The organism is Pseudomonadota bacterium, from assembly GCA_039028935.1.
Lineage (GTDB): Bacteria > Pseudomonadota > Gammaproteobacteria > Steroidobacterales > SZUA-146 > SZUA-146.
In genome coordinates this window covers 15,575-34,710 of the sequence record JBCCHD010000026.1, presented here as the reverse complement: position 1 = coordinate 34,710, position 19,136 = coordinate 15,575, and the positions used below count along the sequence as shown (strand labels likewise).

Annotated in this window: 16 protein-coding genes; 11 read left to right on the top strand and 5 right to left on the bottom strand. The window is 57.0% G+C overall.

Going from position 1 to position 19,136, the window contains the following annotated elements; translation table 11 throughout:
• Window positions 1–80: 80 nt before the first annotated feature.
• The 9 genes from gspG (AAF465_12300) (at window position 81) to gspN (ending at window position 6,487) form a co-directional block, all read left to right on the top strand.
• Window positions 81–548 (top strand): type II secretion system major pseudopilin GspG, encoded by a 468-nt coding sequence (gene gspG / locus AAF465_12300; GenBank protein ID MEM7083504.1) that lies wholly within the window; start codon window positions 81–83, stop codon window positions 546–548.
• Window positions 549–842: 294 nt separating this feature from the next.
• The gene (gspG, locus tag AAF465_12295) at window positions 843–1,301 is read left to right on the top strand and encodes a type II secretion system major pseudopilin GspG (protein MEM7083503.1); all 459 of its coding nucleotides are present in this window, start codon (window positions 843–845) and stop codon (window positions 1,299–1,301) included.
• 17 nt (window positions 1,302–1,318) lie between these two features.
• Window positions 1,319–1,873, top strand: coding sequence for a type II secretion system minor pseudopilin GspH (gspH, locus tag AAF465_12290; GenBank protein MEM7083502.1), 555 nt, complete (start codon window positions 1,319–1,321; stop codon window positions 1,871–1,873).
• Complete coding sequence (gspI, locus tag AAF465_12285; GenBank protein MEM7083501.1) at window positions 1,863–2,390, top strand: type II secretion system minor pseudopilin GspI; 528 nt, start codon at window positions 1,863–1,865, stop codon at window positions 2,388–2,390. The genes gspH and gspI overlap by 11 nt, the downstream gene beginning before the upstream one ends.
• Entirely contained in the window at window positions 2,390–3,010 is a 621-nt protein-coding gene (gene gspJ / locus AAF465_12280; GenBank protein MEM7083500.1) for a type II secretion system minor pseudopilin GspJ, read from the top strand. The genes gspI and gspJ overlap by 1 nt, the downstream gene beginning before the upstream one ends.
• The gene (gspK, locus tag AAF465_12275; GenBank protein ID MEM7083499.1) at window positions 3,010–3,942 is read left to right on the top strand and encodes a type II secretion system minor pseudopilin GspK; all 933 of its coding nucleotides are present in this window, start codon (window positions 3,010–3,012) and stop codon (window positions 3,940–3,942) included. Before gspJ ends, gspK begins: the two co-directional genes overlap by 1 nt.
• 51 nt (window positions 3,943–3,993) lie before the next feature.
• The gene (gene gspL, locus AAF465_12270) at window positions 3,994–5,238 is read left to right on the top strand and encodes a type II secretion system protein GspL (GenBank protein MEM7083498.1); all 1,245 of its coding nucleotides are present in this window, start codon (window positions 3,994–3,996) and stop codon (window positions 5,236–5,238) included.
• Window positions 5,235–5,726 (top strand): type II secretion system protein M, encoded by a 492-nt coding sequence (locus tag AAF465_12265; GenBank protein MEM7083497.1) that lies wholly within the window; start codon window positions 5,235–5,237, stop codon window positions 5,724–5,726. The genes gspL and AAF465_12265 overlap by 4 nt, the downstream gene beginning before the upstream one ends.
• A 62-nt stretch (window positions 5,727–5,788) precedes the next feature.
• Complete coding sequence (gspN, locus tag AAF465_12260) at window positions 5,789–6,487, top strand: type II secretion system protein N (GenBank protein MEM7083496.1); 699 nt, start codon at window positions 5,789–5,791, stop codon at window positions 6,485–6,487.
• Window positions 6,488–6,505: 18 nt separating this feature from the next.
• Here gspN and AAF465_12255 read toward each other — a convergent pair whose 3' ends face one another.
• From AAF465_12255 to pgi, 4 genes are all read right to left on the bottom strand, one after another.
• Window positions 6,506–9,898 carry a UvrD-helicase domain-containing protein gene (locus AAF465_12255; GenBank protein MEM7083495.1) on the bottom strand — a complete coding sequence of 1,131 codons (3,393 nt, stop codon included), beginning with the start codon at window positions 9,896–9,898 and terminating at the stop codon, window positions 6,506–6,508.
• A complete protein-coding gene (locus tag AAF465_12250) occupies window positions 9,891–12,659 on the bottom strand; it encodes a PD-(D/E)XK nuclease family protein (protein ID MEM7083494.1) in 2,769 nt (922 codons plus the stop codon). The genes AAF465_12255 and AAF465_12250 overlap by 8 nt, the downstream gene beginning before the upstream one ends.
• A gap of 1 nt (window position 12,660) precedes the next feature.
• Complete coding sequence (locus AAF465_12245; protein ID MEM7083493.1) at window positions 12,661–13,956, bottom strand: aminotransferase class I/II-fold pyridoxal phosphate-dependent enzyme; 1,296 nt, start codon at window positions 13,954–13,956, stop codon at window positions 12,661–12,663.
• A gap of 121 nt (window positions 13,957–14,077) precedes the next feature.
• Window positions 14,078–15,685 (bottom strand): glucose-6-phosphate isomerase, encoded by a 1,608-nt coding sequence (pgi, locus tag AAF465_12240; protein ID MEM7083492.1) that lies wholly within the window; start codon window positions 15,683–15,685, stop codon window positions 14,078–14,080.
• A 113-nt stretch (window positions 15,686–15,798) separates the two neighbouring features.
• Between pgi and AAF465_12235 the strand changes: the two genes are divergently transcribed.
• Window positions 15,799–16,437, top strand: a complete 639-nt coding sequence (locus AAF465_12235) for a tRNA-(ms[2]io[6]A)-hydroxylase (GenBank protein ID MEM7083491.1) — start codon at window positions 15,799–15,801, stop codon at window positions 16,435–16,437.
• An 18-nt stretch (window positions 16,438–16,455) separates the two neighbouring features.
• On the top strand, window positions 16,456–17,748 hold the full coding sequence (locus tag AAF465_12230; GenBank protein MEM7083490.1) for a hypothetical protein: 1,293 nt from the start codon (window positions 16,456–16,458) through the stop codon (window positions 17,746–17,748).
• 16 nt (window positions 17,749–17,764) lie between these two features.
• Here the strand turns inward: AAF465_12230 and AAF465_12225 are convergent, their stop codons facing one another.
• Complete coding sequence (locus tag AAF465_12225; GenBank protein MEM7083489.1) at window positions 17,765–19,060, bottom strand: AAA family ATPase; 1,296 nt, start codon at window positions 19,058–19,060, stop codon at window positions 17,765–17,767.
• Window positions 19,061–19,136: the final 76 nt, after the last annotated feature.

Sequence of the window (19,136 nt, the reverse complement as noted above, 5' to 3'; positions counted from 1 at the left end):
CAAAGCCTTCACGGGAATCTTTTGTCGTCTAGTCTATCGAACCCCGCCAGGGAGTCACAACAATGACGAGGAGTTGCAAAATGCAGAACCCGTACTCACTGGTGGACGCTACAGCCCCGGCCAACCGATGGAATGCCCGGTCACCACGTGGATTTACGCTGATCGAGGTCATGGTCGTGATGGTCATCATAGGGATCATGGCCGCGCTCGTTGCGCCCAAACTTTTCTGGCAAACCGAGCAGGCCCGGGTGCAGGCGGCGACCACGAATCTCAATACGATCGCCTCCCAGCTCCAGCTCTTTCAACTCAATCACGGACGCCTGCCAACCAACGAGGAAGGCCTTCAGGCGCTCATTGAAGCGCCCGTCGCGTTACCGGGCGCTTATCCTGAGTATGGCTATCTCGAACACGAAGACCTTGTTGACCCATGGGGACAGCATTATGTTTATCGTCGCCCAGGCGTCGATGCGCCCTTTGAACTCATGTCGATGGGGCGCGACGGCGCCGCCGGAGGGGAAGGCCCAGACGAGGATATTCAACACCGGTAACACCTTACGTCTTCACGCACACCCACCGATCCGGTGTTTGATGGTGGATTGCCCGGTCCTGTCCGCACCGAGCAATCAGGTCGTTCCGGGCCGACGGCCGCCGCCGCTGGTCGGAATGCCTACGCGTCGTGCGCGCTCAGATGGGACATTGATTTTGTGCTCGACTCTGCGGGAAACGCTGCAATTTCTGCTAAAATGACGGGAATTATTGCGACGAGAGACACTCCAAAACAGCAGTGTTCGCGTCATGCTAATCCACCACGCACAAACTGAACGGATGAAAGGACATCACACATGAATGCATCGACCGCCTCATACCGCATCGCCGCCGCTTCCCATCGAGCCCGGGGATTTACCTTGTTGGAAGTCATGGTGGTTATCGTGATTCTCGGCATCATGGCCGCGATGATCGCACCGAATGTACTCAACCGCCGTGTGCCCGCCCAACAACAGAAAGTGCGCACCGATTTGGCAGCACTGTCGAGTGCGTTGGATATGTATCAACTGGACAATTTCAGTTATCCGACAACGGATCAGGGCTTACAGGCGCTCATCTCCTCACCGTCGCCGGATCTTACCGCGTATCCAGAAGGTGGGTACCTTCGCAAGAACAACATCAAGGACCCGTGGGGTCGCGACTACATTTACCTCTCGCCGGGCCAACAAGGCGGTGAGTACGACATCTTCTCGTATGGACGCGACGGCGCGCCCGGCGGCGAAGGTGCTGACCTCGATATCGGCAGCTGGGAATAACCAACGACCGACCTATTATGCGTCGTTCTCCTTCACGCGAGTACGGTTTCACACTGATTGAAGTGTCGGTGGTGTTATTGATCATCACCGTATTGACCGCCGTGTTCGCCTTGAATATCCAAGCAGGGGGCAAAAAAGCGCTGAAAGAAGAAGCTCGTCGCATGAATGCCTTGGTTCGACTGGCCTCAGAGCAAGCGCTATTGCAGGGCCGCGATATCGGCATGGTAGTCGAAGACAATGGCTACCAGTTTTATCTTTACGACTTGACCCAACAGCGCTGGCTCGACCTGAGCACCGAGCGTATGTTTCGCGCACGCACGTTGCCCGACAACATGCGGATGGAAATTGCGATCGAAGAAAACTCCGTCACGTGGCCCGAACCCGAAGAGCGAGACGAAAGCGAAGAGGGAGACGAGGAGTTCGTACCCACACCTCAAGTGCTCATGCTTGCGAGCGGTGAAATTACGCCCTTCGACCTGTACTTTGAGATGGACGACGTGGAACCCGCCTTTCATCTTAAGATACACCCAGACAGTTCGCGCGAACTGATCGAGCTTCAATATGGCTTTTAGACCGCAATCTCTTTCCCACAAACGGGGCTTCACGCTAATCGAAGTGCTGGTCGCGTTCAGCATTGTGAGCATTACGGTCTTGGCCATTTCCATGAAGGTGTCGCAATCGGCCAAAGTGGCTAAACGCACTCAGGAGATCACATACGGACGATGGGTCGCTATGAATGCCCTGACCGAACTACGACTCAAACCCGGGCTCCCAAGCACCGGACGCTCCGATGGTGATGAGGAAATGGCGGGCGCCGAATGGCGGTGGGCAATGGACATTAGTCAAACACCGGTCGAGGGAATTCGACGTGTTGATATCACGGTAGCGCGCGCAGAATCGCCGGACAAATCGCTGTACTCCATGTCGGCGTTCATGGGTAACAACACACCCGATGCGAATTTGCGCCCGTGGAGCGGTTGGCCGGATGCCAACACCGGTGGACAGCTTCAGCCGCCCACCGTCCCAGGCACACCTCCGCTGCCTGGCCAGCGGCCAGACCCTCGACGCGGCCTTGAGCGAGACAACTGATGCGAGTCCCGATACTCAATAAGCAACGCCAAGCGGGTTTCACGCTTATCGAAATCGTCGTCGTGGTTGGCCTTCTCGCGATCGTGACTGCGCTGGCCTGGACCGCCATCTCGCAGGCGGGCAGGAATAGGGTAAAACTTGAAGCGCGCTTTGAACAGCTACAAGAAATCCAGATCGCCATGCAAGTGATTACGCGAGATTTGGCACAGATTCAGCCGCGGCCGGTGCGGGACCTGGTTGGCCAAGGACAGCTGGCAGCGGTAATGACTGCAGAAAGCGAGGGTGGCATCGAAATGACGGTTGGCGGTTACAGCAATACGCTCAACCTCAAGCGCAGCCAGCAACAGCGAGTGGCCTATCAGATCGAAGATGACACGCTATACCGTAGTCACTGGCTGGTACTCGATCGTACACAGGGCTCGGTGCCTGTGCGGCGCGAACTAATCGAGGGCATTTTGTCGATGAATGTGCGTTTTATGACGCGTCAACTCGAATGGACGGAAAGCTGGCCACTGTCGCGCGATGGCGCGGGATTACAGGATTTGCCAGTCGCTATTGAAGTGACGCTCGAATCTGAAACGATGGGCATCGTCCGGCGCATTATCGAGGTGGCAAGCTGATGCGACGTCATCGATTGCCCAGCAAACAGCACGGTGTGGCGATGCTCGCAGCAATGATGGTGGTGGCGATTGGCGTGACCATTGCCGCCAATCTACTCTGGACCGCTAACCTAGAAATACATCGCACTCGCAATCTCAACAACATGGATCAAGCGCGGCAATATGCATTGGGTGCTGAAGCATGGGTCGCGGACACGCTATTGATCGATGCTCAGGAGACACAGTGGGACTCACTGGACGAAGCGTGGGCGGTGACTCTACCACCATTACCCATCGACGGTGGACAGCTCACCGGCAACATCGAGGACATGCAGGGCCGATTCAACCTCAACAACTTGGTGACCCAAACGGGACAAAAGGATGAGATGTGGTACAACGTGTTTGTGCGCATGCTCATGCTGCTCGAAATCGATCCGCAAATCGCGGACGCGGTGGTGGATTGGATCGATGCGGATGTGGAAGTGACCTTCCCCACCGGCGCCGAAGACGATGCCTACACCGGCGCAGAGCCCGCCTACCGAACCGCCAACGTCTATCTCACCGATGCCTCAGAATTACGCACAGTCCAAGGGATCGAAGGACCGGTGTGGCTCGCGCTAAAGCCACACGTGACCGCGCTGCCTCGTGGGACGCTGATAAACGTCAACACCGCGCAAGAAACTGTGCTGGCGGCGTTGGCCGAGGGTGTCACGGTGTTTGATGCTCAACTCATCACCGAAAACCGCATCGGTGAACCCTATGAGTCGCTCGATCAAGTCAGTGCCTTTTTGCCGCAAGAGGCGCTTGCCATCGCGACCGTTAGCTCAGAGTATTTTGGTGTCAATTCGATCGTTTCGCTTGGCACCACGCAGTTCAGCATGTACAGTCTTTTGGAACGTGATCAGCGCAATGGCACCATTGCGACCCGCCTCCGCCGCTCTGGCTTCGAATAACCCGATTGTGAATAATTCGGCATAGAACCAAGGATAACCAGCGAAAACGCCATGCCCGAAACGTTAGTATTACGTATTCCTGACCACCCCAGTGATCAGCCGAGTTGGCTGGTGGTGGATGACGCCGGTACGCGTATTGGCGATATCACCCATGGCACGCTGGCGGACGCCTCAACCGCCGCACACTTACGAAAGGTCTGCGTGCTGTTGCCTGCTAACGATAGCTTGGTCGGCCACAGTAGCCTGCCGCTCAAGAGCACGCAAAAGCTCTTGCAGGCCCTCCCCTTTTCCTTCGAAGACCACTTAATTTCGGGTACCGATGAATTGCACTTTGGTGCCGGCAAGCGGGATGACGACGGCCGTTTTGCGGTGGCTGCGGTGGGTCGTTCGCTGTTGGATACCCTGCTCGACAAACTTGAAGGGCACAACCTGACGCCGAACATTGTGATTCCACTGGATGCGGCGCTGCCGCTCACGGAGGATGGCTGCACGGTATTAGTCGAGGCACGCGAAGCGACATTGCGCACCGCCGATGGCGATGCCGTGAACATCGCTCTGGATTCGGTGGTCGATGCGCTCGGACTGGCCGAAGTGCAACGCGATGACGAATCGCCGATGCCCATCACGGTGTATCTCGATGATGCGGGCAGCGACCATAGCGACGGTGCCATCAATGCGATCCATGAAGCCTTCGAGCATGCTGAATTTCGACGGCTACCGCACGGTGCGTTGACCAAACTCGCCGGCGAGGCGCAATCGCCCGCCATGCCCAACTTACTGCAAGGCGACTATGCGCCCTCGACCAGTTACGAGAAGATGCTGTCACCCTGGAAGCCCGCGGCGATCGCCGCTGGCCTCTTCATGGCGTTGACCGTTGGTTTCAAGGCCATGGAACTGAGCGCCATGAAATCTCGCCTGTCCGAACTCAATGCCGCCATGCAGACACTCGCGAAAGAAACCTATCCGAATCGGCAGCGTTTTCCCGATCCACCCGGCATGTTCCGCGCCGAAATGCGCGATACCGGCAACGCCAGCGTGACCGGCGGCTCAGAATTTCTTCAATATATCCACACCGTCGCCACGGTCTCGCAGGACGTGTCCGGACTGGATGTTCGACGCATGAGTTTCCGCCCCGGCAATTTGGATCTTGAGGTCGTGGCGCCGAGTCTGCAGCTGCTCGATGGATTTGCCACTCAGATCGCCAGCAATGACGCGATAGACGCCAGCCTCAACTCAACCAAAGCCAATGGCAGCACGGTCCAGGGCCGCGTACAGCTTAAGCGGGGGCAGCCATGAACGAATGGTGGCAAGGGCTCGAAACCCGAGAACGCACACTGGTCAGCGCGATGGGCGTCATGATTGTCGTGGCAATATTGTACTTTCTCATTCTCGAGCCGTTGTTCTCAGGCGCTACGCTATACAAAGAGCGAGTGGCGGTCGCCGAGCAAGACCTTGAGTATATGAAGCGCGTTGCGCCCGTTTTAAAACAGTCGAGTGCGGCGCCGAGCAACACGCCTCGAGGTGGCAGTAATCGTTCACTGTTGTCTATTGTGGATGTGTCGACCAAAAAATTTGACCTCGTTCCACGCAGCAGCACCGCCTCTGGCAGTAACAAACTGCGCGTTCAGTTCGATGCGTCGAGTTTTAACTCGATGATGGGCTGGTTTGGTGAACTGCACGCGCAACACAGTGTTGGCGTAGACGCGGTCAATCTCACGCGGGACGATGACACGCCCGGCGTCGTAAGCGGCAGCGTTACGCTCGCCAAGTCTGTCGGTCAATAAGCGCTGTGAGTTGGCGTCGTTGGTTGGTTTTTGGAGCGCTGTGTTACGCGCTGATTGCGTTGGTGCAACTTCCCGCGAGCGTCGCGGCAGGGTGGCTGGTGCCGCCGGGTACGACGGTCAGCGGCCTCTCCGGCTCGGCATGGAACGGCGAGGCTGCATCGGTCACAACGCCGGCGCTGCGGCTCACCAACGTACGCTGGTCACTCAAGCCCTGGAAGCTCCTATTGCTAAAAGCTGGCGCACGCGTTAACGCCCGATTACCGGATGGCGCTCTGCAGGCCGACATTAATCAGGGATTGTTTGGTCGTCGCGGCTCTGTTGATGATCTAAAAGGGGTCCTGCCTCTGGAGCAGGTCGGCGAGTTGCTCGCACTGCCCGTCGCGTTAACGGGCAAAGCCGGTTTGCAGTTAGAACACGTGGCGTGGAAAAACGGCGCTGTCGTGGCGGCGCAAGGCGAAATTCAATTTGCGCGCGTCACCGAGCAACTCAGCAACACTGAACTGGGCAGTTTTTCATTAGTGTTTGCACCCACCGACGAGCATGACGTGCATGGCGTCATGTCCGATACCGAGGCCGTCTTCAAACTCAATGGGAATGTGATTCTCAGCGACGATAAATCGTGGCGCGTCGAAGCCTCAATTCAACCAACCAACACCACGCCCGGTACGATCACCCAGGCCGTCGGCATGCTCGGCGCCCAACGCGACAATCAGGGTCACTATGTGCTGACCAGCACCGGGTCCTACGCGACGCCAGAATAACGCGTCGTCTCGCCGCTTCTACGACAGATAGTCCCACTCCCGCCAGCCCTTGAGCATGGGAAAGTACAATGCAAGCTTAATGGGCTGACGATTCAGTCGCATCATAATCCGCGCATAACGCTCAAGCTGTGGCTGATACCGCTCTAGCTCCGAATCCATAAAAGCATCAACGGTGCCGCCCTCATGGGCACCGGTTTTGTAATCGATAATCCAACGATAGCCATCGTGTACAAACGTGCGATCGAGTACAACGCGGTGAGTCTGATTGTCGAGCCATCCGGAAAGCTCCATTTCATTGACCGCATCCTCGTGCGGCTCAAGAATCCAACGCCCGCGCTGGTCGTCAAGTGTATTTCGAATCGCTTGCTCGCAGCGTCGCGCTGCATCCGGCACTTCTGACGGAGGCACAGACGCCATGCGCATCATTTGCTGTAGATAATCGCTCAGCGCGTCGGACCACTGCGTTACCCAGTTATCCACACCATCATTGGCAATTTGTTGGAGCACTCGATGGACAACGGTACCAATATGGCGAGCCGTCTCGCTCGCCCAACTGAATTCGACCGCTTCGTACTCGGCATCAAGCGCCGAGCGAGGACGCCAAGGCTTCGGATGCGGTTTGCTCGGCATCATCCATTCTGAGGGCACACGATACAGTGGTCGCTTACGCGGATCGATGGTGGGCCGTGCCAAGGTCATCATGGTCTCCTCTTCGACCCACGCAGAGGGATCCGACAATGCGCTCTTGACGACCGGCCAGACGGAACGTAAGAAACTGCCCGAGGGTGGCGTCGCCACGGCTCCGTCTTTATCCTCTTTGACCCCGCCAATAAGATGCAGCCGATGTTTCGCCCGCGTGGCCGCCACATACAGGAGCCGATCATCCTCGTAGCGCGACATTTCTTTATCGAGCCGGTTTAAGTAGCGGTAAATCGGCTCCTGTTCACCGGTAGGCTGAATCGGTGCGAGGAGCAAACTGGGATCCCCATTTTCACGGGTCGACTCGATCCATCGAAGCAACGAGGCGTCTACATTGTTGGTCATTCGAGCCATACCGGGCAGAATCACCGTATCAAACTGCAAACCTTTTGCCTTGTGAATCGTCATGACCTGAACTTGACTGTCGGCCTCCGTGTCATCGGCGGCCTTGAGTTGATCGATCAGTTCATTCAGGTAATCAATGTCATCTTTAAAGCCATCGGCATCGGCCTGCTCTAGCAGTTGGAAAAAAGCTTCTGCATTACGCCCTTCTGCCTCACTAAACACACAAGCCGGACCACCCAGCGCCGCCCATGTGCCCTCCACCCACCGTCTGAGCGTTCGCCGGCCGCGTTCACCCAGGCTTTTGGCGAGGACGCCCTTAATACGGGTCAGCCGCATCTGTCCATCGTCGCTAAGCGGCTGGCGGCGGCGCTCGTTAATACACAATTCCCAAATGGTCAGATCGTGATTATCGGCCGCTAACGCATGAAGATCGTTGAGCGTCAAACCACACCAGGGCGCGCGCAATACGGTCAACCAGGCTGTGCGATCACCCAAGTGTAGGAGCGCGCGGGTCAAGGCGAACAAATCGCGCACGATGGGTTGCTCACGAAGTGCTTCGAGATCCAACGCCCGGTAGCGCACGCCTGCCCGACGCATGGCGGGCAGGATGTCGTTTAGATGGCTGCGCGCTCGCACCAATACCGCGATCGTGCGTGACCGGTCATCAGCCACTTCTTCTTTAATAATACTGGCGACCAGCTCCGCTTCTACCGACGCTTCAGGTTCCGGTACGGCATACGTTTTAACACTGGGCGCCTCGCTTTCTTGCAGCGATACCGTTGCCGGTGAAAACTGAACGGCGCCTCGATCGATGTTGTCGTGTGCAGGAAACGCGGTGGCAAACGCCGTATTGCACCATTCGACTAAGGACGGCACCGATCGAAAATTACATTGAAGCTGCAGAAACTCCGGCTTGATTTGGCCTATCCCGCGATCGCGGGCCTGCAGGAAAAGCCCCACGTTGGCTTCGCGAAAACGATAGATCGACTGCATGGGGTCGCCCACCAAGAACAACGTCCGACCATCACCCGGTTGCCATCCCGCCACGAGCCCCTCGACCAGATCGAATTGGGAACGCGCGGTATCTTGAAACTCATCAACCAGTAGGTGTTTGAGCCGATAATCAAGCTGAAGTGCCAGATCCGTCGGGTTTTCTGTTGAGCCCAACGCAGTGAGCGCTCGGTGAGACACTTCCGTATAGTCCACTTCACCGGTTTCTTGAAACAGCACCTTCAAATGCGCCACACTTAAATTCAGCAACGACAGCAACGCGGCAAAGACATTCCATTGCTCTTGGGTGTAGGTGACCGGTGGCAAGCTCTCAACGTCGGCGAGCTCTCGCACAAAAGCCTCATGGTGCTGCAGATCCTCCAACAGCGCGCCCATACGGGCTTTCTGCTCTTTGAATGTGGTTTTCTGTTCGTCACCATCGGCCTTGCCGGGTGGGGGGAATCCTTGATTTACATTGACCACTCGACGCAAGGCGCCAGACGCGGTCAATAAGAATTGCTGAATGCCGCGCCACAGCGGCAGGGATTCTGCCGTGCACGCCGGCAGCGCATCGACACCGCGCAGCACCCGAATTGGCGAATTATTGGTCGGGACATTCTCAGCGGCGAAATGACCCAAATCCAACAGGTCATCCAAGTGCTCCAGCGGCAGGGCGTCACTCACTCGAGTTAACTGGGCCTCTACTTTTTCACGAAGCGCGGCTTCGAGTGCGTCACGCTGCAATTCGGGTCGGCCTTGCCCCGCCACGTGGGGCAGCCAGCGATCGCGTGAGGCGAGCATGGCCGACAGCAGCTGTTCCGCACGCTCTGCATTATTATCCAAATGCATGAGCAGTGTCTGAACTTGACGACCCGCCTCTTTTTGTTCGTGAAGGCTGCGCAGCGTACGCCGCGCGGCCAGACCGTACAACCGATCCGGAAAGTTAGCGATCGTCGGGACGGTGCCAAAGCCCGATAGCACCGGCATTTGGCGTACGAGGTTGGCGCATAGACTGTCGATAGTGAAGATCTGCAGACGATTGGGATTGACATCGAGCTCCCACGCCTTTTCTTCATTCCGACGTACCACTCGTTTAGCGATGTCATAGGTGCGACGCTCATGCGCTTTTTCCGGCTCCTCACCCATTGCCATCTCGAGCGCACCAAAAAGGCGCTTTCTCATTTCGGCCGCCGCTTTACGGGTGAACGTAATCGCCCAGACTTCTTCAGGATGATCGACCAAAGCCAGCAATGACAGAAACCGTTGAGTCAACAGTTCCGTCTTCCCCGATCCGGCTGGCGCCTGAACAATATAGGAACGATCTACATTGAGCGCCTCACTGCGCGCCTGATCATCCGCGGGCAACGCACTACTCATTGTCGGACACCTCGACGTCAAGCAGACGTCGCTCATTGATCCGACACAGCGTTTTCAGATCACAATATTGACAGGCCTGTCGATACGGATCGACGCCGGCATGCCCTTCTGAGAATTGCCCAGCCAGCGCTGCCAATTCGTCATTCCATGACGCCAACTGTGAGTCCCACGTCAGGCCCTCATTGCGGCCGGCCGGCGTGGTCTCTACGGCTTTAATTCCATCGGCCATACCGGTTACGACACCATAACCACTCATGCCCACAGCACCGCGCTTGCCGTTTACAAACGCAATACCGGCAACCCGGTCTGCATACGCCAAGGTGTACAACGGCAACTGCGGCTCAACCATGCGCGGTTGTTGCCATTTATTAACTTTGTGTTCGCCCAGTTTGTAGTCGATGAGCAAAAGGCCGATGTCTTCGACCTCGTCGACACGATCGATGCGCACATCCACACTCAGTGGACCCACCGTCAGCTTATGCGTGATTTCATGCCCCACTACGGTGAACGGCGGACGTTCTTTCTCCATGGCGAGAATGTCGAGAATTTGATTCATCAATCGGCGCTGCTCTAAGTCGCGCTCGGCAGGGGTCATTTTGCGTATGCGCTTACGATCGAGCCAGTCAATCGCAAACTCGACTTCCCGGAACACCAAATTTTCAAGGTCATCCGTTGCATGCACCGCGTGCAATTTTTTCGCGTTGCCGATTTTTTCCCAAACCGATTCGAGTGCCTTATGTAAGTGGTTACCTTTGTCCAGTGCGCTCACGCCTGGGCGCGGTACGACCCACGGTCGGGTGCCTAACCGTAGTTCAGAAAACGCTCGGAAAGGACACTGCGATTGCAGGGCAAACAGTCGGCTCCCCGCCCGCCCAACATGACTATCCGCTACATCGGGTCCCTGATCATCGATGAGTTCTTCCAAATCGGTTGCCGCCCGAATGACCTCACAATAGTCGGTTGCGATATCGGGCGTGATGACCTGCTCGGTCGTACGAACCGTGCCGATTAAGGGCGACGCGGTAATGAGTTCCTCGTCGCTGTCTTTGGGATAGGAAAAAACCACGGTGGCGCCAGCGCCGCATAAATCGTTGGTCAGACGATTCGCGCGCTCAAGCTGCAGCTCGCTGGAACTGCCCGGAATCTTGTACTGCCGCTGCCACTCGATCGGCAAAAATGGATTGGCGCGAGAGGCCTCTGGCCAGTTGCGATTATTGAGTCCAGCAACCCAAACATGATCGAAGCGCAGCGCAAACGCTTCATCTGGCTGCATGATCTGCACGGACACTTCGGGTAACTGCGGCCGGAAACGGGTGGACTGCAAGATTCTCATTAGAAACGACAAGGCTTTGCCCGCACCGCAAACCGGCGCGAGAAACTCAAGCCCGCTGAGTTCGTTGAGCGCGTCGCGAAACTTCTCGGCCGCCTGGTGTTCGACAATCGTCGGGCTACTATCTCCCGGCCAACCGACTACGTTGAGTATCGCCTTGAACTGTTCGGCCCAAAATGACGTCGGGTGCACGCCGCGAGCGCCGTCGATCAGGGGTTTGAGATTCGTGAGCATCTGGCTCAATACCGACTGGGCCGCGTCCGGATCGTGCCTTTGCGCATAGACATCGATGAGTCTAGCCAGCTCTCCGGGATACAACACGTCGACATTATGCTGACGCAACCACAATTCCAAACGTGCGCGCATAGGCGCCTCGGCACCGGCTGCGCGCATAAACGGCGAGCGCAAGAAACTACTGGCATCTGAAAATTGCGCGGAAGTCAGCACAAAGCGCAAGATCACCATGGCACCCTCGACTCGATTGCGCCGGATGAGTCGTCGATCAACGCTCATACTGTAAGGCCGCGACACGAGACTGCTCGTGGGCAACGACGAACCGGGTGAAAGCACTTCATCAAAGACACGCTCAACCGTATCGCGACCCCGATCGAGTTCCGGCACCAGAACACACGTTAGGCTGGAATCTTCGCGGTCGAGTTTCTCACGAACCCAGTGCGCAGCAGCGCGTAGCTCGCGTTCGAGATCGGTGTACTGCGCGCGGATCAGCTCGCCGCGTATGCGTTTCGGCCGGATCGGAATGAACTTTGTACCGAGGTCTTCAAGCGTTTTCAGCAGCACTCGTTTTTGCGGCGTAAACTCCTCAAACCCAAATAGCATCACCACGCGGTCCGGCTTGATCGCGCCCGCGCGAATCGCCGGTGCCACAGCGTCCGATAAGCGCGCCCGGTCGAGCCAGCCCCGATGAGAAGTCGTCTGATGGTATTCACGCATCCAATCAGAAAAAACCCGAACATCTTTGGTGGGAAATTGCGCTGAACGCGGATCGGGTAACCGCCATTCCTGAATCATGTGCCACGCACTGCGGGCTCGGGCAACCGCCCCGATGACATTATCGATTAAGCCGACCTGACTGCTTTCTGAAATCACGCGTTCCCAGATAAGCTGCTCTTGTCCGGCCGTCAACAGCTGGCGTTGCCCGGTTGGTGAGAGATAACCCGACCACATGATCTCGCTCGACAGGTGCTCAACCCACTCAACCCACGTCGATACTTTTGGTGTGTGCCAGGCACTGACATCATGCTGACGCTGCTCGCGCGCATACGCGTAACGCAAATAACGAGACTGAGTGCGCTGTGCCGTGACGACACGGATGCCGTTATTCATCGCCTCAAGCAAACGTGCATCGAGTAACGATTCGCGCGGCGAGGCGGCACCGGGCATTTTGCTGCCAAATGCAGACAGATCGCTCAAATCAGTCTTGCGCCTTTTTTGTCACAGAAGGATTCGTCACATCATGGCTCGACGAAGTCACGCTCACCAGTGATGGATCTTTTTGCGCCAAGCTCTCTAACTGCGCATTAATGCGCCCAAATATTTGGTGGAGCGAATTGGCGCGCGGCAATAAGGTGATGCGAAAGTGATCGCTGTACGGCACATTAAAACTGCCGCCTGGTGCCACCAAAACGTGCTGATGCTCAAGTAGATCCAGCGCAAACGCGTAATCGTTAAAGGCCGGCAAACGATCGGTATCGACACCGACGAAGGCGTACATCGCGCCTTGTGGCACCACGAGTTTTAGAAATGGACTGTCGGCGACCGCATCGATAACCGCCGCGCGCGACGCATGCAAACGTCCCGGTGGACGCGTCAGTTCGGTGATACTCTGGTACCCGCCCAACGCGGTTTGCACCGCCCACTGAGCCGGCACGTTGGCGCACAGGCGCAGTGACGCCAAGAGCTCTAACGCATGAAGGTAATCTGCCGCGGCCTCAAGATCGCCACTCACGACGGCCCATCCCACGCGATAACCACAGGCACGATACACTTTGGATAAACCGGAGAACGTTATGCACACGCCCTGATCGACCCGAGTGGCCAACGGCACATGCACCACATCGTCATACAGCATCTGGTCGTAAATCTCGTCGCTCAAAATCACCAGATTGTGGCGCTCCGCCAGGGCCACCATCGCGTCGAGTACCGCAACCGGATAGACCGCACCTGTTGGGTTATTCGGATTGATGACGACCAGCGCGCGGGTTTTTGGCGTAATCAGCGCTTCGATAGCGTCGACGTCGGGTATGAATGCCTCGTCGGGCCGACACGGATAGTGGCGCACCACGCCACCATTGAGCAAAGTCGCCGCCGTCCAAAGTGGGTAATCGGGCGCTGGGACCAGCACTTCATCACCGGGTGCCAACAGCGCACGCAGCGTCAGATCAATCAGCTCTGAGACTCCGTTGCCGATAAACACATGCTCAGCGGTAACGCCCTCCACGCCGCGGTCCTGTTGCTGCATCACAACGGCCTCGCGAGCGGGAAAAATGCCCTTCTGGTGACAGTAGGCTTCGCTCGCGCGCAGGTTCTCGATCATCGCCAGGCGCATTGTTTCCGGTGTGCGAAAGCCAAACTGACCCGGATTACCGATATTGAGTTTGGTAATCTCGTAGCCTTGCCGTTCGAGTTCTTGGGCGCGGTTGGCCAGAGCACCACGGATTTCGTAGCGCACGTCCTCGAGCACCGGACTGACGTTAACGGTTTTTTTCACTTCGCCTCCCAGGGCGCCGATTATACCCCCTTTGCATCAGAAATGTGATTAGAAAGCCAGTCGTATTCCCTGATTTTATTTGATTTTTGGGTAATTGGTCACAGGTTTAGAAACGAATCGGTCAAGCCTGACCCGCTCGGCAGCGCCGCAGTAGCGACTGGGTAGAGGGGTCGCGCTCAGCCACGGGCTGCTCACCGTTCATCATGGGCAGTAATTCCGCCGCGAGCTGCTTGCCCAGTTCAACACCGAACTGATCGAATGAATTGATCCCAAGCACCTGTCCCACGACAAATATTTTGTGCTCATATGCGGCGATAAGCATGCCGAGCGCGTGTGGTGTCAGCTCACTGAGCAACAGCGTTGTGCTCGGCCGATTACCGGGACACAACTGGTGAGCCCGAAGTCGATCAGGCGCGTCGTCCGCACGCTTGCCGCACAGCAAAGCTTCACTTTGCGCAATGGCGTGGGTCAGCAAGCGGGCGTGACTGTCCGGCCGGGTGTGTCGGCTCTTGATCGCCACTACGAAATCCACCGGCACCGGCTCGGTGCCTTGATGGAGCAGCTGAAAATACGCGTGTTGGGAATCCGTCCCTGCCGTTCCCCACACAACCGGCGAAGACGGCGTGGTGAGCGGCGTGCCGTCGAGGCGCACCCGCTTGCCGTTGCTTTCCATTTCCGCCTGCTGCAAATATTGGGGCAACAAGTCCAAAAAGTGCGCGTAGGGCACCACCGCCTGCGAGCCGTATCCCAAAAAATTTCGATTCCAAATTCCAGTGAGCCCAAGTAGCACGGGAATGTTCTTCTCAAACGGCGCGTGTCGAAAGTGAGTGTCCAGTGTCCGGGCGCCGGCGAGAAACGCGCGAAAATGCTCGGCTCCAACCGCGATTGCAATGGGCATGCCGATGACGGACCAGACCGAGTAGCGACCACCCACCCAATCCCAAAACTCAAAACGGTTCGCCGGGTCGATGCCGAAGTCGGCCACCCTCGGCGCATTCGACGACAGCGCGAGCATGTGACGCGCCACCGCGTTGTCATCACCAAAGTGCGCGACAATAAACTCGCGTGCGATACGGGCGTTAGTGAGTGTCTCTTCGGTCCCAAATGATTTGGATGCGATCAAAAATAGGGTCGATTCGGCCTCTACGCCCTCAAGCACATGCAGTAACTCGTGCGCGTCGATATTGGACACAAAGTGCACGGTGATATCACCGCTATGAAACGGGGTCAGCGCCCGCGTCACCATGCGTGGACCGAGGTCCGATCCGCCGATTCCGATATGCACGACATCGGTGATGGGTTGGCCGCCAAAACCTTTCCACTCGCCGCGCCGAATACGCTCCGCCGCCGCTAGCATACGACCAAGCTCCGTTTCGACAACCTGCGCAACCGGATCGCCGGCCACCTCCAAATCGTCCGCGACCGATCCGCGTAAGGCGACGTGCAGCACCGCGCGTTGTTCACTGTCGTTGAGCGATTCACCGTTGAACATCGCGTCGATCGACGCGTTCAGATCGATGCTCTCGGCTAACGCGACGAGCTCGCCGAACGTCTGCGCGTCGATTTGTTGCTTGGAGAAATCCGCGACCAAATCGGCCGCTTCGATCGTGAACGAACTGACGCGATCATTTTCACGCGCAAACCAATCCAGCATTGTCGCCGAGCGAACTCGCTCAACGCTAGCGGTAAGGGCCTTCCAGGCGGCGCTGTCGGTGGTAGACTCTGGCATAGTGACTCTCTAGTAAGAAATAGTGGAATTCGTTCGGACGCGCTGCGCGGCGCGCCCAGGTGAGTTTACCAGCACTGAGTCATCGACACTGCCTCTACCGACCGGATTGACCTATGAATGCAAACGCCAACCGCCACTCACTCGCCGACGCAACGCACGGCACACCGCACGAACCCCTGTCGATCGCGCTGGGTGTGGCCACAACGCCCGCCTGGGTAGAGACGGTATTGGCCGAATTCGATACGTTTCTCATCGATCACGCGGCGTGCGAGCGCAAAGCGGCCGCGGTCGCCACGTCGATGATTTGCCATTATCCGGACCGTGCGCAGCTTGTGGCGGATATGGCCGACCTGGCAGCCGAGGAAATGAGCCACTTTCGCCAAGTTATTAAACTCATACATGCTCGGGGCATACAACTTACGCCAGACACTAAAGACCCGTATGTCAATGCGCTACGCAAGCATGTCCGCCATGGCAAACAGGAATATCTGCTGGATCGGCTGCTGATTGCGGGCCTCGTGGAAGCCCGCGGCACCGAACGCTTTGCGTTGATCGGCGAACACTGCGAAGAGTCAACGCTACGCCAGTTTTATCATCAACTCGCGGTGTCCGAAGCCCGCCATCAGCGTTTGTTTGTGGATCTGGCGCTGCGCTATGTGCCTGATCAAATCGTGGCGGAGCGACTGCGGGACCTGCAGTCGATTGAAGCCGAAATCGTCACGTCGCTGCCGCTTCGTGCAGCGCTGCACTGATTCATCCCCGACGAGGCGATGACGCCCTCCGCTCGCGTCGAGCAATATTTACATCACTACGCCGTAACGGGATCGACGGATCGGGCGCAATGGTTATCGCGGCATTGCCGCCGGTATCAACACGTCGTGTGCGTCCCCTTATTCGACGAAACGGAGGCTATATTCCACTCTCTCGCTCAGGTAAGCGACGCCGACAAAGCACTGGTGATCGCCGTCATCAACACACCTGAGGACGCTAGCACGGCAGCCGCCGCTCGAACACGAGCGCTCCATCACCACTTGGTTTGCAACCACCCGCAGCTGGCGCAATCGAGCGATACTACCCTCGTCAATTTTGGCGATACTGGACTTAATGTGCTGGTTATCGATCGATGCACAGATCCCCTGCCAGCTCGTCAAGGCGTGGGATTGGCCCGCAAGCTCGGCAATGATGTCGCGCTGGCGCTTTGGCACAAAGACCGGGTGCGATCCGAGTGGTTTTATCAAACCGATGGAGACGCAACACTCCCCGCCCATTACTTTCTGGCGCCGGAACAGTTTGGCGATGCGGTCGCCATGCATCTGAATTTTGAGCATGTCGGTAGCCCGACGACGAGCCTCAGCCAACGTCTTTATGACCTGAAGCTCGATTACTATGTGGCGGGTTTACAGCATGCCACCTCGCCTTACGCCCACTATAGCTTAGGCAGCGCCTTGGCGATAAAAGCCGACGCCTACGCCAGTGTGCGTGGGTATCCGCGCCGCGCCGCGGGCGAAGATTTTTATTTGCTGAATAAACTCCGCAAACTTGGCCGGATTGGCTTCGACGCATCGCGCACCATACGCCTTGAGGAACGACTCTCAACGCGTGTGCCGTTTGGCACCGGGCCAGCCGTCCAAACGTTTGCGACACAGCGCCACCCGCTCGACACCCGCGCGTTCTATGCGCCTGCGTGTTTCGATGCCCTGAAATTATGGCTTGATTTTATAGCCGCCAGCGCTCAACGTGACGGTGGAGCCGCTGCGCCCTGCGCTCGCACCCGTTGGGACGATCACCAGGACCGCCCTCTGTATGCGGCTGCGACGCAGGCAGCCGATACGCTCGATTTATTCGAGTGGCTGGATGACACGCTTACCCACTACCCCAAGACCCAATGGCTTCCGCAACTTCAAAACGGTATGGACGGTCTGAAAACGCTGCGCTTTATTCACGCACTTCGCGATAGTGGATTGGGTAACGTGACAGCGCCGGTGGCCCAGGATTGGCTAACCGCCTTTCAACAAAAACACACTACGCCGATGCGCTTCCGATCCCACGCACTGGTATCGTGAGCGAGTGGGCGGACAGTCAGCCTTTGCCGTCGTCGGTAAGCGTACCGGTCATAAAGGCTTCGTGCTTGCCGGTCTCATCGACTTCATCGCCAATCACGCGAGTTCCCCGATAGTCGGAGATATTGGTGGCGGTATCGCCGTCATTGGCGGCTCGACGTTCTTTGACGTCCTGGAAAATCAATCGATGATGGCCCAGCGCGATGACGTCTTTGTCCGACAATTGGTGTTTCTGGATTCGCTTACCGTTGACGTAGGTGCCGTTAGTACTCTTAAGATCGCTGACCCAGTACGCGTCATTGTAGTAGCTGATCTGCACGTGGTGACGACTGATGAACTCGCTTGCCACGGGGATGTCGTTGTCCGCATCGCGTCCGATTACGAGGCGATCGCCGTGGATTTTGTATTTTTGAATGACCGTACCTTCCCGCACGAGCACCAGCTGCGGTGCATGCTCGGTGAGCTTACTTTGCTTGCTTTGCTTGCGGTTACTGCGTTCCGAAAATGGCACCCACTTGAGCTCTTCCAAGGCGCTGGTGATGGTCTCATTGCTGATCACCGACTCTTCGTCCACAAACATGCTGGTAAGCGCCGTATCGCAGAGCGTATTGATGAGCCTCGGCACACCGCCCGTGTATCGAAACAGCGCGGGGATAACCTCGGCCGGAAACAGGTCATCTTCGCCCGCGTAGCCGGCGATCTTCAGTCTGAAATTGATGTATTCCGACGTTTCAACCAAGCTCAGCGGCTTGAGACGCACATGGAAGTGCACGCGTTGTGCCAGCTGCTCCATGCCGGGGGAATACAGCTTGTCTTCAAACTCCGGCTGACCGCAAAGCAGTACGTTAATAGTCTTGGCTTTTTCGGTTTCGATGTCGGTGAGAAGGCGGATCTCTTCAAGCACTTTGACACTGAGGTTTTGTGCTTCGTCGACAATCAACACCACCTGCCGGCCAGCACGATGCTCTTCGAGTAAAAAATGGCGCACCGTATCGAGCAACTCAGCCTTGTTCTTGCGAAACGGTTTGTAACCGAACTGAACGAGCAGCGATTGCAAAAACTGGCGTGGTGAAAGTTGGGTTTGAAAGATGCGCGCCACGCGAATTTCATCGTCCACGTCGGCCAGAAAACGGTTGATCAACGTGGTCTTGCCACAACCCACATCACCGGTGACCACCACGCAGCTATCTCGGTTAAGCACCGCATAGTCCATATGCGCCTTGGCTTCCGAATGCTGAGGACTCATGTACAGAAACTCCGCATCAGGCGTCAGCTGAAACGGTGGCTGATTTAAACCAAAATAGTCCAGATACATACAGTTAATCCGTTATTCTGTGCGAGTGGTCGCGCCGTCCACGCGGACCGATTCTCAAACCGGCGTGTAGTTTAAC

Coding starts and splice junctions, on each gene's coding strand:
- AAF465_12235 (MEM7083491.1), top strand. CDS start 15,799: ATGAATGCAAACGCCAACCGCCACTCACTCGCCGACGCAACGCACGGC.
- gspL (MEM7083498.1), top strand. CDS start 3,994: ATGCCCGAAACGTTAGTATTACGTATTCCTGACCACCCCAGTGATCAG.
- pgi (MEM7083492.1), bottom strand. CDS start 15,685: ATGCCAGAGTCTACCACCGACAGCGCCGCCTGGAAGGCCCTTACCGCT.
- AAF465_12225 (MEM7083489.1), bottom strand. CDS start 19,060: ATGTATCTGGACTATTTTGGTTTAAATCAGCCACCGTTTCAGCTGACG.
- gspJ (MEM7083500.1), top strand. CDS start 2,390: ATGCGAGTCCCGATACTCAATAAGCAACGCCAAGCGGGTTTCACGCTT.
- gspG (MEM7083503.1), top strand. CDS start 843: ATGAATGCATCGACCGCCTCATACCGCATCGCCGCCGCTTCCCATCGA.
- gspH (MEM7083502.1), top strand. CDS start 1,319: ATGCGTCGTTCTCCTTCACGCGAGTACGGTTTCACACTGATTGAAGTG.
- AAF465_12265 (MEM7083497.1), top strand. CDS start 5,235: ATGAACGAATGGTGGCAAGGGCTCGAAACCCGAGAACGCACACTGGTC.
- gspG (MEM7083504.1), top strand. CDS start 81: ATGCAGAACCCGTACTCACTGGTGGACGCTACAGCCCCGGCCAACCGA.
- gspK (MEM7083499.1), top strand. CDS start 3,010: ATGCGACGTCATCGATTGCCCAGCAAACAGCACGGTGTGGCGATGCTC.
- AAF465_12230 (MEM7083490.1), top strand. CDS start 16,456: ATGACGCCCTCCGCTCGCGTCGAGCAATATTTACATCACTACGCCGTA.
- gspI (MEM7083501.1), top strand. CDS start 1,863: ATGGCTTTTAGACCGCAATCTCTTTCCCACAAACGGGGCTTCACGCTA.
- AAF465_12255 (MEM7083495.1), bottom strand. CDS start 9,898: ATGAGTAGTGCGTTGCCCGCGGATGATCAGGCGCGCAGTGAGGCGCTC.